The organism is Agrobacterium sp. rho-13.3 (assembly GCF_033957765.2).
Classification (GTDB): domain Bacteria; phylum Pseudomonadota; class Alphaproteobacteria; order Rhizobiales; family Rhizobiaceae; genus Agrobacterium.
In genome coordinates this window covers 267444-281927 of sequence record NZ_CP192776.1, presented here as the reverse complement: position 1 = coordinate 281927, position 14484 = coordinate 267444, and the positions used below count along the sequence as shown (strand labels likewise).

General features: G+C 51.1%; 15 protein-coding genes and 1 pseudogene. 3 read left to right on the top strand and 13 right to left on the bottom strand.

The window, feature by feature from the left end; genetic code table 11:
- Positions 1–180 precede the first annotated feature (180 nt).
- Entirely contained in the window at positions 181–618 is a 438-nt protein-coding gene (locus tag RMR16_RS24710) for a hypothetical protein (RefSeq protein WP_320200624.1), read from the bottom strand.
- A 197-nt stretch (positions 619–815) separates the two neighbouring features.
- Here RMR16_RS24710 and RMR16_RS24705 point away from each other — a divergent pair, with 197 nt between their 5' ends.
- Positions 816–1409 carry a hypothetical protein gene (locus tag RMR16_RS24705; RefSeq protein ID WP_320200623.1) on the top strand — a complete coding sequence of 198 codons (594 nt, stop codon included), beginning with the start codon at positions 816–818 and terminating at the stop codon, positions 1407–1409.
- A 1249-nt stretch (positions 1410–2658) separates the two neighbouring features.
- Here RMR16_RS24705 and RMR16_RS24700 read toward each other — a convergent pair.
- The gene (locus RMR16_RS24700; protein WP_320200622.1) at positions 2659–2970 is read right to left on the bottom strand and encodes a DUF4265 domain-containing protein; all 312 of its coding nucleotides are present in this window, start codon (positions 2968–2970) and stop codon (positions 2659–2661) included.
- A gap of 669 nt (positions 2971–3639) precedes the next feature.
- On the opposite strand from RMR16_RS24700, the gene RMR16_RS24695 reads away from it, so the two are divergent.
- Together RMR16_RS24695 and RMR16_RS24690 are read left to right on the top strand one after the other, a co-directional pair.
- Positions 3640–3939 (top strand): Imm32 family immunity protein, encoded by a 300-nt coding sequence (locus RMR16_RS24695; protein WP_320200621.1) that lies wholly within the window; start codon positions 3640–3642, stop codon positions 3937–3939.
- Between the two features lie 315 nt (positions 3940–4254).
- Entirely contained in the window at positions 4255–4887 is a 633-nt protein-coding gene (locus RMR16_RS24690; protein WP_320200620.1) for a hypothetical protein, read from the top strand.
- Positions 4888–5019: 132 nt separating this feature from the next.
- Here the strand turns inward: RMR16_RS24690 and RMR16_RS24685 are convergent, their stop codons facing one another.
- The 11 genes and pseudogenes from RMR16_RS24685 to RMR16_RS24635 all read right to left on the bottom strand — a co-directional run bounded on the left by RMR16_RS24685 (position 5020) and on the right by RMR16_RS24635 (position 14416).
- Positions 5020–5382, bottom strand: a complete 363-nt coding sequence (locus RMR16_RS24685; protein WP_320200619.1) for an immunity protein Imm33 domain-containing protein — start codon at positions 5380–5382, stop codon at positions 5020–5022.
- A 220-nt stretch (positions 5383–5602) separates the two neighbouring features.
- Positions 5603–6013 carry a type III toxin-antitoxin system TenpIN family toxin gene (gene tenpIN / locus RMR16_RS24680; protein WP_320200618.1) on the bottom strand — a complete coding sequence of 137 codons (411 nt, stop codon included), beginning with the start codon at positions 6011–6013 and terminating at the stop codon, positions 5603–5605.
- A gap of 731 nt (positions 6014–6744) precedes the next feature.
- The gene (locus RMR16_RS24675) at positions 6745–7734 is read right to left on the bottom strand and encodes a beta-ketoacyl-ACP synthase III (protein WP_320200617.1); all 990 of its coding nucleotides are present in this window, start codon (positions 7732–7734) and stop codon (positions 6745–6747) included.
- Complete coding sequence (locus tag RMR16_RS24670; protein WP_320200616.1) at positions 7731–8996, bottom strand: adenosylmethionine--8-amino-7-oxononanoate transaminase; 1266 nt, start codon at positions 8994–8996, stop codon at positions 7731–7733. The genes RMR16_RS24675 and RMR16_RS24670 overlap by 4 nt, the downstream gene beginning before the upstream one ends.
- Entirely contained in the window at positions 8993–9628 is a 636-nt protein-coding gene (bioD, locus tag RMR16_RS24665; protein ID WP_320200615.1) for a dethiobiotin synthase, read from the bottom strand. The genes RMR16_RS24670 and bioD overlap by 4 nt, the downstream gene beginning before the upstream one ends.
- Positions 9625–10770 (bottom strand): 8-amino-7-oxononanoate synthase, encoded by a 1146-nt coding sequence (locus tag RMR16_RS24660; RefSeq protein ID WP_320200614.1) that lies wholly within the window; start codon positions 10768–10770, stop codon positions 9625–9627. Before RMR16_RS24660 ends, bioD begins: the two co-directional genes overlap by 4 nt.
- Positions 10767–11702, bottom strand: a complete 936-nt coding sequence (bioB, locus tag RMR16_RS24655) for a biotin synthase BioB (protein WP_320200791.1) — start codon at positions 11700–11702, stop codon at positions 10767–10769. Before bioB ends, RMR16_RS24660 begins: the two co-directional genes overlap by 4 nt.
- A 262-nt stretch (positions 11703–11964) precedes the next feature.
- Entirely contained in the window at positions 11965–12618 is a 654-nt protein-coding gene (locus RMR16_RS24650) for a GntR family transcriptional regulator (RefSeq protein WP_320200613.1), read from the bottom strand.
- Between the two features lie 118 nt (positions 12619–12736).
- Positions 12737–13444 (bottom strand): annotated as a pseudogene (locus RMR16_RS24645) (IS5 family transposase).
- Between the two features lie 119 nt (positions 13445–13563).
- Positions 13564–13875 carry an immunity 53 family protein gene (locus RMR16_RS24640; protein WP_320200612.1) on the bottom strand — a complete coding sequence of 104 codons (312 nt, stop codon included), beginning with the start codon at positions 13873–13875 and terminating at the stop codon, positions 13564–13566.
- A gap of 154 nt (positions 13876–14029) precedes the next feature.
- Positions 14030–14416, bottom strand: a complete 387-nt coding sequence (locus RMR16_RS24635; RefSeq protein ID WP_320200611.1) for a hypothetical protein — start codon at positions 14414–14416, stop codon at positions 14030–14032.
- Positions 14417–14484: the final 68 nt, after the last annotated feature.

Below are 14484 nucleotides of genomic sequence, written 5' to 3'. Positions count from 1 at the left end.
AAAATAGCTCTTTCGACAACAAGTCTTCAATAATTGATAGAGACATTCGACGAGGATCTGCGACTTTTAATGCAAATCAGCGTCGATAAATTTTCTGCATTCACGCGGTTGACTATATAGAAGCGAATGGAAGCACTCCAACAAAATAGCCATCGAATCCCCTCAACTGCGCAAAATTCCTTATGGCGTTAGCATTTTTTTAGCTCTGTCTGGAAACTCATTATTGAGAAATGCAAACAATAGCGCTGAGAAACTGTCACTAACAGTACATACTTCGCCTAAGCAAAAATCTCCAAACGGAAAAACGACCCAATGACTTTTTTGCTCAGAAAAATCGAAAGCGACGAAAGCATCGTCCGTAGTTCCTACCACGATTAGCTTATCGTGCATGTGATTATGAAACCCATAGCCTATGTTAAGGTCATCTAAGTTATCCAGTTGCCAGATTGTGAGGTATACTTTTCCAATTTTCCCTTCACCGCCGTTAGCATACTTGAAAAACTCAAGGCAATCACCTGGCAGTTTTTGAAACAGACCTTCTGCCGGTCCAAACCTCAGTGGCGGCCTGAGATGCCAATTGGCTGGCATGCTCTCAAGCAACTCTCTCATTCTATACATTTATAGCTCACGGTCTTTTCAAGAGTATTTGTTTGCCGGTATCTGCCCAAGACCCAAGCCAGTCATTTCTGACAGATTGTGTCTTGATATTCGGGGCTCGCAATCTACTTTTCTATTCCTCAATTGAAGTTCGTGTGTTTGTACCATCAAACGCTGCAGATATTGACCTGCGCGTCTCGACTAGGAGGGATCAAAATATGCGCCATGAAATCGATAACAAACACTTGGATTATTTCAAGAAATTAATAGAGGGCAATGGAGTTCCGTCGTTCCAGATCTATTTCAAGAAAAATCAAGACGCTCTTCGCGAGCAACTGCCACGAGCTCAATTTCTAAGATTGAAGTTTAATTCGATCGATGAAATTCAGCGAATCCTGCTTGCTGCCGGTATACAATACCAACCCAACATAATAGCGGTGAAAACGGAAAATTATCTGATGAATTTCCACCCTGACGTATTGGATGAAAATGGGAAAATAAAGCCGTCCCATCGACATACCATCCTCAACGGCGCGGTAAAACATTTTGGTACGGACAACCAAGCTGCTGAGCGGGCCCTGCGAGAGTTCATTGGACATCCAGATAATTACAACACAGAAAAATCAATCGCTCGAATGGAGGATGTCGAGAGTTTGGCCGAGTTAGAGTTGAAATATGGATCCGAAGAATTAGGCGTATTTTTATTGCGTAATCTTGCCACAATCAAGCGTCAGTTCTCGGAAACCGATCACGTCGTAATCAGGGCGAGAGAGATTTTGGCTCGACATACTCAATCCCAAGAAAACTCCTGAAAAACAAACAAATCTCAACCTGACTTAAAAAGGAAGCCAGCGCGCAGCCTACCTTCGACTAAACGGCCCGATCAATTCTGCCGACGGTAAACCATAATCTGGCAGAAAAAGAATTTATACTAATGCAATACATACACAGATAATGTGTGAACGTTCAAAAGGAAATGAACGCTAATAATATTGTGTGCACAACTTTGTTGCCACAATTAAAAAATGTGCACCGGAATCACAGAGAAGCTACACTTTTACTATATCGAGCTATGTCGCGAATCAATATGGAAGAATGCATTTGTCCATATCTTTGATCGATGCGGACCTTAAGAATAAATTCCTTGCCTTTTCGTAGTCCACCGGTTGCAATGAACGCTTCCAAGCATATAAAATATTAAAAAGACCGCATGCTGGCTTTAACTTCAACGCTATTGTTTCTATAAATAGGAGATCATATTCTAGATCGACCATGCGAGTTATATTTTCATCCCATTCGTCCACCGGTTCGGTTGAGCTGCCTATAATAGCTTCGCACACAGAAAATGAGGGGCCATACCTTCTTTCTTTTTCAGTTTCGCGTAACGTTTGTATCAGTTCATCGTTTAAGGTGATTTGCACATGCCTTTGTAAAGATTCTATCCATACTTTTATTCTTTCAACGTCGTGACCTCCGTCGGTTTCAAATGAATGCCCCTTTTCAAGTCTACTGATATATCTTTGAGGAATATCTGTGTTGATTCTGTGAGTTTTTGAAAAATTTCAAACCTAAATTTCCGCTCATTGATTGTAGTTTTTGAGCAATTTTCAAAAACTTTTTGAGCTTTGTTGTGTGATATCAGTATCCTTCGCGCCTTTGTGATAAGGCTATTTTGTTCTGTTACTGTAATGTTCGGGAGTAATGCGCTAATGGTGCATTTTAAACTGAGTAAAACTGTCAGATCAAAAACGTTTCCAGACATCTCACGCTCCAGATTCGATGAGGTGTCCTTACAGTATATGTTTATCGCGACAAAAAGAACCTGCAGAAGGGCACAACAGTATTGTGCAAACGATTTATGAAAATATCCTCCTCAAGTCTCCAATTTCTCTGCCCAATCGACTAACGTCTCGTCATCTGGATTTCCTAGATTTTTGTAGACATTTGAGTAGTAATACTCTGACCCCACGATCAATCGGATTTCGTCAAAAGTGGCATTGGTTTTTTTGAAACCATTGCTGATGGGTAGGGAGAATGCAATCACGCCTCCCCCAGTGCCATCTATTGTCCCAGAAAGTTTCCTATCGACGATTTCTGCAATCCTGGAAATTTTCTCTGCGCCCGGGTTTTCCAGATACCCGGGTTTTCCAGATAGATGTGAATGCAGAAATTGCCACCATGCGTCAATAATCGAGCCTCACCTTCTCTGTTCAGAGAAATGAGATCATTTTTTGCGAGCCCTAAGGCCAATCCGGGTGACGCGAGCAACCGATAAGCTCCATCATCTAGCCGTCTTGCTGGTAGTTCCTCATGAACCGGGCCATTGGCGTTATGACCCGCAAGAACTTGAATGATTGAAAACTTCTCTTCCATATGACGCTCCGCAACTCCCTATTTCTACGCATGATGCGCCACTGTTTGATGACGGCTATTTTCTATCGCTCCCACGCCAAAAAAATTCGAGCTGCGCCGACGCAAATCGAGAAAAGTCTTGGCCTCGAGCCTCCAACTTGATGGATCATCCTCGTCATGCTATGCAATCAGTAGCGATCAAATTGATAGTTTTTCGGTATTTTTGTCCATTTAGCGCCTTAAGTTTATCGGCGATTTTGTTGGGATAAGTTAGAAATCGCCGAGTAAATCAAGGTGCCGTCGACAAAAAAATCGCATCAAACGGATGATAATCGTGGGCCCTAAATAAACAATCGAATCCTATTTGAGCAGAATGCACGAGTGGGAAAAAGGCCGCTATGCAAAAACTAAGCATATCAATTACAGAAGCGGTGAAATTGAATTCAGGGAAGCAGTAGACCTCCATTCCAGAAACGAATTAGAAAACATATTGCAGATAAGGCGGACGTGATTTGCGAATCGAGGAATGGCGCTCCACTCGGCTCTTCAATAAAGTACACATTAATTGCGGAGGAACAGCTTTGGAAGATTCATACCGTTTCTTCAAGTCTAGACAAAAAAATATGGAGAAAAAATCACGGCCTTTGAGCGGCATCTGATCAGTGCGAGCGGTAGGCTCCTTTCCATGACATGTCGGAGGCAGCATACGAGCCAAAAGGAGAGAATTTAGCAACTATGATTAAATTGCCTTCATTCGCCGCCACCGCGACCCAAGTTGATTGTGATGAGTCCATCACCCTTGACGAGCTTACGCTTTTTGCCACGCCTGAAACATTTCGCGCCTTAGGACTGTTTTTCATCAATGCGGCGCTGGATCTGGATTTGCACAGTAAGGACCACATCCATTTGCAAGACAGTATTGAGAACTTTTCAACGGATGAACACTGCGACATAATCTTGGTCAACAAGAAAATCGTTACGGCAAACTGACGGAAAGAAGGGTTTCCGGCCGCGCCCGATATCCAAATAATAAGGCGTTGCTGCATTTTTGTAAAATGGTGCATGCATGTGTTGAGCACTGGTATGCAGCGGCTATTGACGCGCGGGCCAATTTAGGATTGTGGAAGAGATCACTTCACATGCCGTTCGCTCTAGAGATACAACATGTCAATTAAGGCCGCAGTTGAGAAAATAATACCAGAGGGTGCTCGGTGGCTTTTCCGAGACCGAACGTTCTCAAACTGTATGGCCGTAGGAGCTCTACTTCTAAGCCCGAGCATATGGGAAAAGGCTTTAGAATTTATCATGTGGACAGTCGGCAAAAATCAGCCCGCATCGATCACGGGAGCAACGAATTCTTCCGACCTTGCAGGTTATGTGGGCTTCATGGTGATACTTTTTGCAATAGGCTATCGCATTTGGATGAATCAAAAGACGGCCGACCAGAAAATATCCAATTTACAAAGGCTGCTTTTGAAGAATCCGCCGCGGAGTGAGGGCGCTCTTCAACACGATACAATGGAAGCATTCGGAGCGATTGCTTCAGCGACGGCAATCCGGGCGCTGTTGAGGCATCGGGATGATCGGAGGGGGCTTTTGCTAGATTATAGCAAGGGTGCCGTTCATCTTGAATGGAACGGAGTTTGGTTTCAGATGAAGAACCGTTATTTTTCTATGCAAAAGAAAGGTTATTGGGGCCTTATTATCTTCAATGCCCTCATGATACCTGCGTGTTTGACCTTCTTCCTTATCGCTCTCTATCAGTACATTAATAATCTGGTCGGAATTTTAGGGCCGCTAATGTGGGGTTCCCTCGCTGGTATGCTACTTTGGGCGGTCCGGGCATATGTACTGGACGTTGCTGGCTACTACGCTGCTGAGCGTGTCGCGCAACGCGGCCCAACTCCCGGATCACAGCGAATCTCAAGACAGCCTTAAGCAATCAAACCCTATTAAATTCGACGCAGCTTTTCTTCGCCTTCCTTTTTTTGGTTTACGGAGGTTGGTCAGATTTTAGCGGGTAGCGGTTACTTAGGTCCTTGTAGCCATATGTGACCATGAGTCCATATCTCACGGCTTTTGGCCAGCGCGCGCAAATGACGAAGTGTCATACCAGACATCCTCGTAGCCTTCATCATCCAAAATGAATTTATACCCAGGGGGCAAAGCAAGATACTTACCCAATTCCGGCAATCGTTCTAAGACGTGAAAGCCATGCACAGAGTAGAAGAAGCCATCATCATCGGAATACTCCCCTCCCCAAAAATACCATCCTGACGTATCATCGGTTGGTCGGACTCGAACGCCATAGATTGGCTGATGGCTCAAGGAGTCAAGATTGACCCCGACATGCATAGCCGGGTCAAATGCCAACGGGCTGCAATTGTGCTTTTTGCAAATCTCAGATTGCTCATCATCGATAGTATTTCTCACAGCAGTACTCATTCAAAATTGAAAAATAACCAAATTCAATTACTTGCCAGCGCAGACTACATAAAAAATCCCTTTTTCATGTGGTTCCACCTTTCCGGGCGAATGGAAATCCTTGTTCTTTGCAAACAGTGAAAGTTTCTCGAAGTGCGGGTGCATTGCCGTCGACAGATGATGGCCGTTTTTGATATAGCCTGAATGACTATTCAGGAAATAGATATCGCTAGACGCCTAGCTGTGAGTGGTAGTTTTGAAGAGTTGAGAAGCGGTACTCTTTGAGGATAAATTTATCACCCTTAACAACTGCTTTTACGTATTTATCGACATACTTCTTGAAATCTTTGATTATCTTGTGCTCGTGCTCGTTGATGAGCTTGAACTCTTCTGCGGAGTCGAGTTTGATGTCTCTGCTGATGTCTTTATCTTCGAAAATGAGGAGGCACTTGGAGTAATCAAGGCCGCAGTCGTTGATCGTAGGAAAGCCTTGCTTGTGCCGTAGGTGCGTCCTGAGCGGTATCGCAAAGCGTAAACCATTGACCTCGATAACAACGATCGCGTGGGGGCGACTCTTGTCCATCGCCTCGATCGTGGGGTGCTCTGTTAGATAATCATAACGCAGCAGGACAAAACGCATATCGAACTCGTTAGGGCATGAAAAAAGGGGCCTGAGCCCCTTCCTTCATCTTCACTTTGGGTCTTCAGTTTTTTACGTGGGGCGAACCCTACCACCACATCTTCACTTTGGGTCTTCAGTTTTTTACGTGGGGCGAACCCTACCACCACATCACGGACCTATATCTATGTCTCGGTGCCCCGCATGTCAAGGCCGGCAATTTTGGAAGTCCGTGCGAGCGAGCATGGAGACAATGTAGCCAACTTTTGCACTAAAATCCACAGCTAAGACGTGAACACCTCACACACTCGCGGCTACGAAATGAGACGTGTTAACCACCGATACTCAGGTACCCAAGGCTTAAAGCGCAACGATCAGCTTCATGAAGACAGTGAGGAAAGAGGCGATAGTTTGTGGGGCGTCTTATCAAATTTCTGATCGAAATTTATTGATAACCCGCGGCCCCAAGTCCGCTGAATTCATCTCGACGGTCTTCGGAATCTACCAGTCTCGTTTAACAAATGGCTCACTGGATTACTGCGGCCCTTAAACACTTCGAGAGAACAGTAACCCTCAGTTTTGCAGGGCATGGAATTAGCCCGATAGCTTCCAAAAGCTATAGTGGACACATCAAAACCAGCAGATTGACCCGATATGCTCGCGCATGGCCAAACCAATCCAATGAATCAGCAATGCTTTAAGATTGCTGAGCGGTATGCCATTTTCTGTTTCGCAAAACGCAGTTTACAAGCTTACATTCCAATGACGCATGCCCCTCCCGTCAACCCGGCGCCTGCGGCAGTCAGCAGCAGTTTCTCTCCGGCGATAAAGGGGGAGACCTGGTGAGCAAGCGATAGGGAGAGGGGAATCGTCGCAGAGGAGGAGTTTCCATAGGCCTCGATTGTGCGGACAGTTTTTTCGGGTGCAAGGCCGAGGTTACTGGAAACAGCATCAAAGATCCGGGCATTGGCCTGATGCGGAATGAACCGGTGCACATCCATAATGTCTACATCCCCATGGTTCAGCGCCCGGCGGGCACAATCACTCATTAACCGGACCGCCTGTGTGAACATTTCACGCCCGTCGCGCATCGTCATCAGGCAATCATCTACGACCATATCAGCGGTAAAGGGACGAGTGCTGCCGCCTGCAGGGATTGTGATCAAATTGTAACGGCTGCCGTCTGAGGCAAGATCAACGCCCAGCAATCCCGTGTCATCATCGAGAGATGGCATGAGGACAACCGCTCCGGCCGCGTCGGCGAACAGGACAGAGCTTGACCGCTCGGCGGGGTTGATCCGGCGGCTGAGAATATTGGCAGCAACCACCAGTACGGGCCGCCCCTGCGTGCGCACGAAACCATCGGCGAGCGTCAAGGCATAAAGGAAGCCGGAACAGGCCCCGGCGAGATCGACCGCACCGGAATTGGCCAATCCAAGATGATGGGCTAGCAGCGGCGCAGACGGTGGAAGCAGATGATCTGGTGTCGAGGTGGCAAGCAGCGTCAGTGCTATATCGGCATGGGCGACCCCAGCATTACCGATCGCCGCCTCCCCCGCCTTTGCCGCAAGCGCAGACAGCGTATCGTCGGGCCCGGCCCAATAGCGCCGCCTGATGCCGGTCCGGCGTTCGATCCAGCCTGGCTCAAGCGCCAGCCTCGCCTCAATCTCGGCATTTTCGACACATCGCCCCGGCACGCTATGGCCAAAACCTGCAAGGTGCGAGGAACGGACGCGCCTCATAGTCGTCCAGCCATGAAACAAGCTGCAGCGTCGTCCATCGCATCGTAGGCGCAATCGAGCTCTGCTGCTGTTACGCAATACGGCGGCATCATATAGATGATATTTCCGAGCGGCCGGATCAGCAGTTGTCTCTCGCGGAAGAATGCCCTGAGCTTCGGTCCGACGTCCGCCAGATATCCGGCCCCCGGGACCGTGAGATCGAGGGCAGTAATCGTGCCGATCTGGCGAACATTGCGAAATCGAGGATCAGCCTGAAAGCGAGCCAGCCTCCTCTTTTGCATGGACCCGAGCTCACGAATGCGTTCGCGCACCGGTTCGTTCTCCCAAACAGCCAGATTGGCGACGGCGGCGGCGCAGGCAATCGGATTGGCAGTGTAGGAACTGGAGTGGAAAAACGTCTTGCGGCGATCGCTCGACAGATGCGCCTGAAATATTTCGGCCGTACATAAGGTGGCAGCGAGCGGCAGCGCACCTCCCGTTAGACCTTTAGACGTGCACAGGATATCAGGTGACACGCCTGCCTGTTCGCAAGCAAATACGCTGCCGGTGCGGCCCCAGCCGGTCATCACCTCATCGGCAATGAGCAGGCTACCATACCTTTCGGCGATACGTTTCAGCTCGGACAGGACTTGCTGTGAATAGATGAGCATGCCGCCCGCCCCTAGGATCAACGGCTCGATCAGCAGCGCCGCGACATCGCCGGATGCGCAAAACCGCTCGAAGGCATCCAGCGTGTCCTGCTCATGGCCAGCTTGCGGAAACGGCAGGCGGTCGACGCCGAACAACATCGGCTCATAGGCTGCGTTGAAGACGCCACGTTCGCCGGCCGACATCGTTCCGATCGTGTCGCCGTGATAGCTGTGTTCCAGAACGCAGATCCGCTGGCGCGGGGTGCCGCAATTGTGGAAGAAGCCGAGCGCCATCTTCAGGGCGACTTCGACGCAGGTCGATCCGCTGTCGGAATAAAACACATGCGCAAGCCCCGGCGGGGCAATCCGCAAAAGGCCGTGCGCCAGTTCCTCTGCCGGTTCGTGGGTATACTCAGCAAAAATGATCTGATCGTAGCGGTCGCATGCGGCCTGAATGGCCGCAATGATCGCTGGATGGCGGTGGCCATGCGTGATCACCCACCAGGATGAGATGGCATCGAAAATGCGCGCGCCGCCGTCATCGATCAGGCAGGCGCCGTCGGTCTCCACGATCCGCCGCATCGCCGGCTCCAGTGCATGCTGGGTGAAGGGGTGCCAGACGGGTGAGTTCATAGCGTGCTCTCGGTGAACAAGGATAGCGGAAAGTTTTCATGGAAGGCGTGGCCCAGGCTTTCCGGCGTCAACGGATCGAGCCGCGGCAGGCGGCCGAGGATGCGCACCTGCCCCATCGCCGCGATGATCCGTTGGGTTTCTGTCTGCTCATCACCGATGAATGCCACTCCGAAAACCGCAATGGCACGGTGGCGCAGCATTTCGAGCGACAGCAGCGTGTGGTTGATGGTGCCGAGCCCGGTGCGGGCGCAGAGGATTACCGGGAACTGCCAGCGTGCGAAGACATCGGCAAATACCTCTGTTTCCGTAAGCGGCACCAGCAAGCCGCCAGCACCCTCGATCACGAGCGGCGCGTCCGTGGACGGCGGCGTCAATTGCTCGGTATCGATCGTTACATGATCGATCCGGGCAGCTAGATGCGGCGAAGCGGGCGTCCGCAAACGGTAGGTCTCGGGAAGGATCCGATGCGGCGGCAGTCGGCCGAGTCGGTGGACGGCTTGGCTGTCGGTTTCCCCATCCAACCCCGATTGCACGGGTTTCCAGTAATATCCGCCAAGCGCAGCGGCGAGGGCAGCGGAAAAGATCGTTTTTCCAATGCCGGTATCTGTGCCCGTTACCACGAAGCGTATCATGGTTTTTCCTCAGTGATAATGGTGGCCAACCGGGTGAACATGCGGGATATCGTTGACCGATCGACATTCAGCGTGATGGCGATCCGCAACCTTGCAGTGCCTTTCGGCACCGTCGGCGGCCGGATGGCGCGGATATCGAAGCCTTCGGCACGCATGCGCGCGGCAATCCGCACGGCTCGGCCATTATCTCCGATCAGCACCGGCAGGATCTGTGATCCGCTGCCTGTGACGCCGAGCTTTGCCGTCAGTTCACTATTGGCAAAGCCGCACAACACATCGAAATCGCTACGGCGCTGCGGCTCGTCGACCAGCATCGCTACGGCTTGGCGAACGGCTGCCGCCATCAAGGGTGATGGCGCGGTCGAATAGATGAAGCCGCGTGCCCGGTTGACGAGAAAGTCGCAAAGTACTGCACTGGCGCCAAGCAGCGCTCCAGAAACTCCCAACGCCTTGCCGCAGGTATGCAGTACGATGACGTTGGTACGGTTTTTCAGTTCCGCTGCAAAACCGCGGCCATCCTGACCGAACACGCCGGTCGCATGCGCCTCGTCGATCACCAGAAAACCGTCATGCATTTCGGCCACTGCAGCAAGATCCGTCAGTGGCGCGCGGTCCCCATCCATAGAATAGAGACTTTCAACGGCAATCCAGGGATGACCCGTTCCACCATCCGCCCGCCACTTCCGGATCGCCTCCTCAACGGATGAGGCATCGTTATGTGCGGCGGCCACCGCCTTAGCCTTGCCGGCGTTAATGCCCTCATGCGCACTGGCATGCACCAGTGCATCATAGACGATGAGATCCCCCCGTTGCGGCAGGGTGGAGAACAGGGCAGCGTTGGCGGCGTAACCACTGCCGAAATAGAGCACGCGCTCGGCTGCAAAGAACGCGGCTGCCTCCGCCTCCAGCGCCTCGTGCTCCGGATGATTGCCGCGCAGAAGCCGGGAGCCGCCGGCACCGGCCGGTACGCCGCGCTGAACGGCGGATGAAATCGCTGCCGCAAGCCGCGCCGATCCGGCCAGCGCCAGATAATCGTTGGAACTGAAATCGGCACCGGCCCGGTCGATCAGGATACGCCGCCTACCCTTTCGCTCAAGGCCCGCCAGCGTGGCTTCGTAGCGAGCAAGACCTGGAGCCATCATTGCGACAGGTCCATCGGTTTCAGCCCAAGGCGGCGGAACAGGGCGGTGTCATGGTCCTCGCCCGGATTATCCGCGGTCAACAGCGTATCGCCGGAAAAGATCGAATTGGCGCCGGCGAAGAAACAGAGCGCCTGCATTTCGTCGCTCATCTGAGTGCGGCCGGCCGAAAGCCGCACATGCGCGCGGGGCATCAAGATGCGAGCAAGCGCAATGGTCCTGACAAATTCGATCGGATCGACCGGTTCGGCATTGGCAAGCCGTGATCCCGGGATCGGGATGAGCATGTTGATCGGCACGCTTTCAGGCGGCTCCGGCAGATTGGCGAGGGTGACCAGCATGGAGATGCGATCATCCTTCGTTTCCCCCATGCCTAGAATGCCGCCGGCGCAGACCTTCATTCCGGCATCGCGGACGTTAGCGAGGGTATCCAGACGGTCGGCAAAGGTACGGGTGGTGATGACCTGCGGATAGAATTCCTCCGACGTATCGATGTTGTGATTGTAATAATCGAGCCCGGCCTCGGCCAACGTTCCGGCCTGCTGCGGCGTCAGCATGCCAAGCGTCATGCAGGTTTCCAGTCCGAGCGCCTTGACGCCTGCCACCATGTCCACCAGCGTGCCCATGTCGCGATCCTTGGGGCTGCGCCAGGCGGCCCCCATGCAATAGCGACTGGCCCCGTCGGCCTTGGCCTTGCGGGCCTCGGCCAGCACCTTTTCAACCATCATCAGTCTAGAAGCCTTAAGCCCCGTCGGCGAGCGCGCCGACTGGCTGCAATAGCCACAGTCCTCTGCACATCCGCCCGTCTTGATCGACAAAAGCCGGCTGATCTGGACAGCATTAGGATCGAAATTTTCGCGGTGAACCGACTGCGCCTGATATAGCAGATCATTGAATGGAGAATTATAGATTTTGTTCGCATCTTCAATTGACATGCGGGCCGCGTAGGCGGCGATTTCGTATCGTATTTCACTGTCCACATATGAATTCTCTCCGAAATCATTCACATTTTCGATTCTCGACATCCGCTCTCCATTTGATAGATTACTTATACTTATTATCTATAATTCCTTGAAGCGCAGAAAATCGCAAGTGCCTTTTCAAAATTTTGGCGGATAAATTGGAGCTTTGCGCGATTTGACGCTTTCGCAATATGATCACGAAAACAGAATTTGGAGACAATCAGCCGACGAACGCTCAGGCGTTGGAGATCGCGCCAGACGCACTGCGGAAGGTTTTTTGGTCGACCCACCGCACGTGGCGCTCTAGGACGGGAGCAGCGTTTTCAATATTTCCTTGCCGCAGAAATGCCAGGATGGTGCGATGATCATGATCGGTGCGCACTTCCCATTCCGAACGCCAGCTAGCGAAGAGAAAACGCGCGCTGGCCGCATGCAAATCGCCGATGGTGGCCAAAAGTCGCGGCATACCACATGGCGTGAGAAGCAGAGTGTGAAAGCGCCGATTGGCTTCCTCCCAAGAGCGGACATCCTTCGAATTGTCGCCTGCGATCGTGGCCTCCTCAGCCTGATCGAGGATGGAAGCCGTTAGATGCGGTGCCGCATGGCGAAGGGCAAGGACCTCAAGTGCGGCCCTCATCTGCGCCACTTCGCGCACCTCCTGGAAATCGAAGGAGGCGACCCGAACGCCACGACGCGGCTCGCTGACCGCTAGGCCTTGCGCCTCGAGTCGGCGAAAGGCTTCCCGCACTGGGACATGGCTGGTTCCAAACTCCTCAGCAATATGATCTTGCCGCAACCTTGCTCCGGCATCCAATTGCCCAGTCACGATCCTGTCCGCAAGGATGCGGCTGATGCGGCTGGCAATTGTATCGTCAGTAGCTGAGGTCATGTTTGATAGATAATTTGCTGGAGCGGCCCTGTCGAGGGCGAGATTGCATTCATTGTATTGCTGTCTACCTTCGGTTCCGATTAGGGAAGAAAGCAGAAGATTTTACTGGGGTGTCTACTCATAATGACCTAATCCAGATACGCAGGACGATGAGTTTCACCGCCGCTAGAAAATTTTGTGGGTCCTTGTCATGGCGGGTCGCAATTCCTCTGAACTGCTGAGCCTGTTGGAGAACAGCTCTTTAAAGTTACGCTGGCGATAGACTCAGGAACTGAAAAAGCTTTCCTTGCGGTTTCGCTTTGCTGGAATCTGGCCCAGGCTTGTTTTTCATTTCCGAAGTCTCGAAGAGTTTTCATATCATAAGACCTCTCCGCCACCAGAATGGTACCTTTTCCGATATCCTCAGAATCGGCTCCACCATGTTTCTGTCGTGTGCTTGTCTTGGGGGCAGGTCGACACCAATTGGAGTGCCTTCTGCATCGACGAGTGCGCGGTTCTTCGTGGTGACGCCGCCACGCGAACGTCCCATGCAGCCATAGTATTGATCCCTTTTTCCCGTGACCGCATGCTGATGACACGGACACAGGAGCTGTCGATCATGACCATTTCGCCGTCGAAGGCCCTTGAGACGTCTTCCAGCACATGGTCTCACACACCAGCTTTTCGCAAACGGGCAAAACGATTGTAGCAGGTTGTGTGGGGCCGTAGCGTCCAGGGACATCAGCCCAGGGCGAGCCTGTGCCAGATCTCCACAAGAAGACGTTGATCATCCGTGGGTCGTAAACACGGGGACGCCGCGAGGCTTGTTGAGAAGAAGTGGCTGGATAGTTCTTCATTCGAAATCAGTCACGTCAAACCGAAGACTGGTCATCTGAAGCCTCCAAATTGATGCCTCAGTGAATCAAAGTCGCACCCTTATGTGACCCCCGTTTCTGAGTGTACGGCCTATTCCGGCAGGGGTGGCGAGACGATCGTCGCCCAGTCTTGAAATACCTCAAGAATCGATCGAAGGTGAAGAGGACCTCCAACGCCGTGGAAAACGTTATCCTGCGTCCAGCACGTCCACCAGTCAGCTTCATGTTCGTATTTGTGCGTGAGCCTTTCGAGCGTCCGCCCATCACAATCGGTCCCGGCCAGATCGATCTTCACCGACCACCCAGGAGTATCGACCGTGCTGATCGACGGCCCGAAGCCGTGTTCCCAATCCCCGTCACACTGCGCTTTATACCAGCGCGAAAACCAGTCTAAAACATCCATTTGAACAGGCTACCTTAATCGCATTCGACTGGAAAGAAGCTGCAACAACTGCCAGCTTAAGATCCCATGTTTATGACTTCACAACCTATGAATCATGACGTCCGCCCAAATCGCCTAGATTACCAAACAGAAAATTGTGATTTAGCCAGAGTCGTTAGAAATTATCGTTTCTCACAAAAAACACGTTAATTCTCTTTTTCGAAATATTCGTATCGAAACTATAATATTCTGGAGGGGAAAAATCCCCTTCCTCCAAGAATTTTTCAATTTTAAACAGTGCGTGTTCAATTGCATCTTTCGATAAATTGATATCAATACAACTTCCTCGAAAATTCAGAACATCATTATTCTCGGACGAATGCGATAAATCTATCCACGCCTGCGATGAATTTATTCTAAATGTTCTAATTGCCTCCAACTTTCTTTTAACATTGCATCGTTGGATTTCTTTTAAATTTTCAGCGAAATGTAATGCACTATCTATTCCAAACGCGATGGATAATTCTTGTTTACTAAATGGGCCCAACCAAAAGTTTATCATTTACACCTCATCGGCAGCACTATTATTTAAATCCCGACAAACCGACCGCAACCTTTTAGATAAAGTAA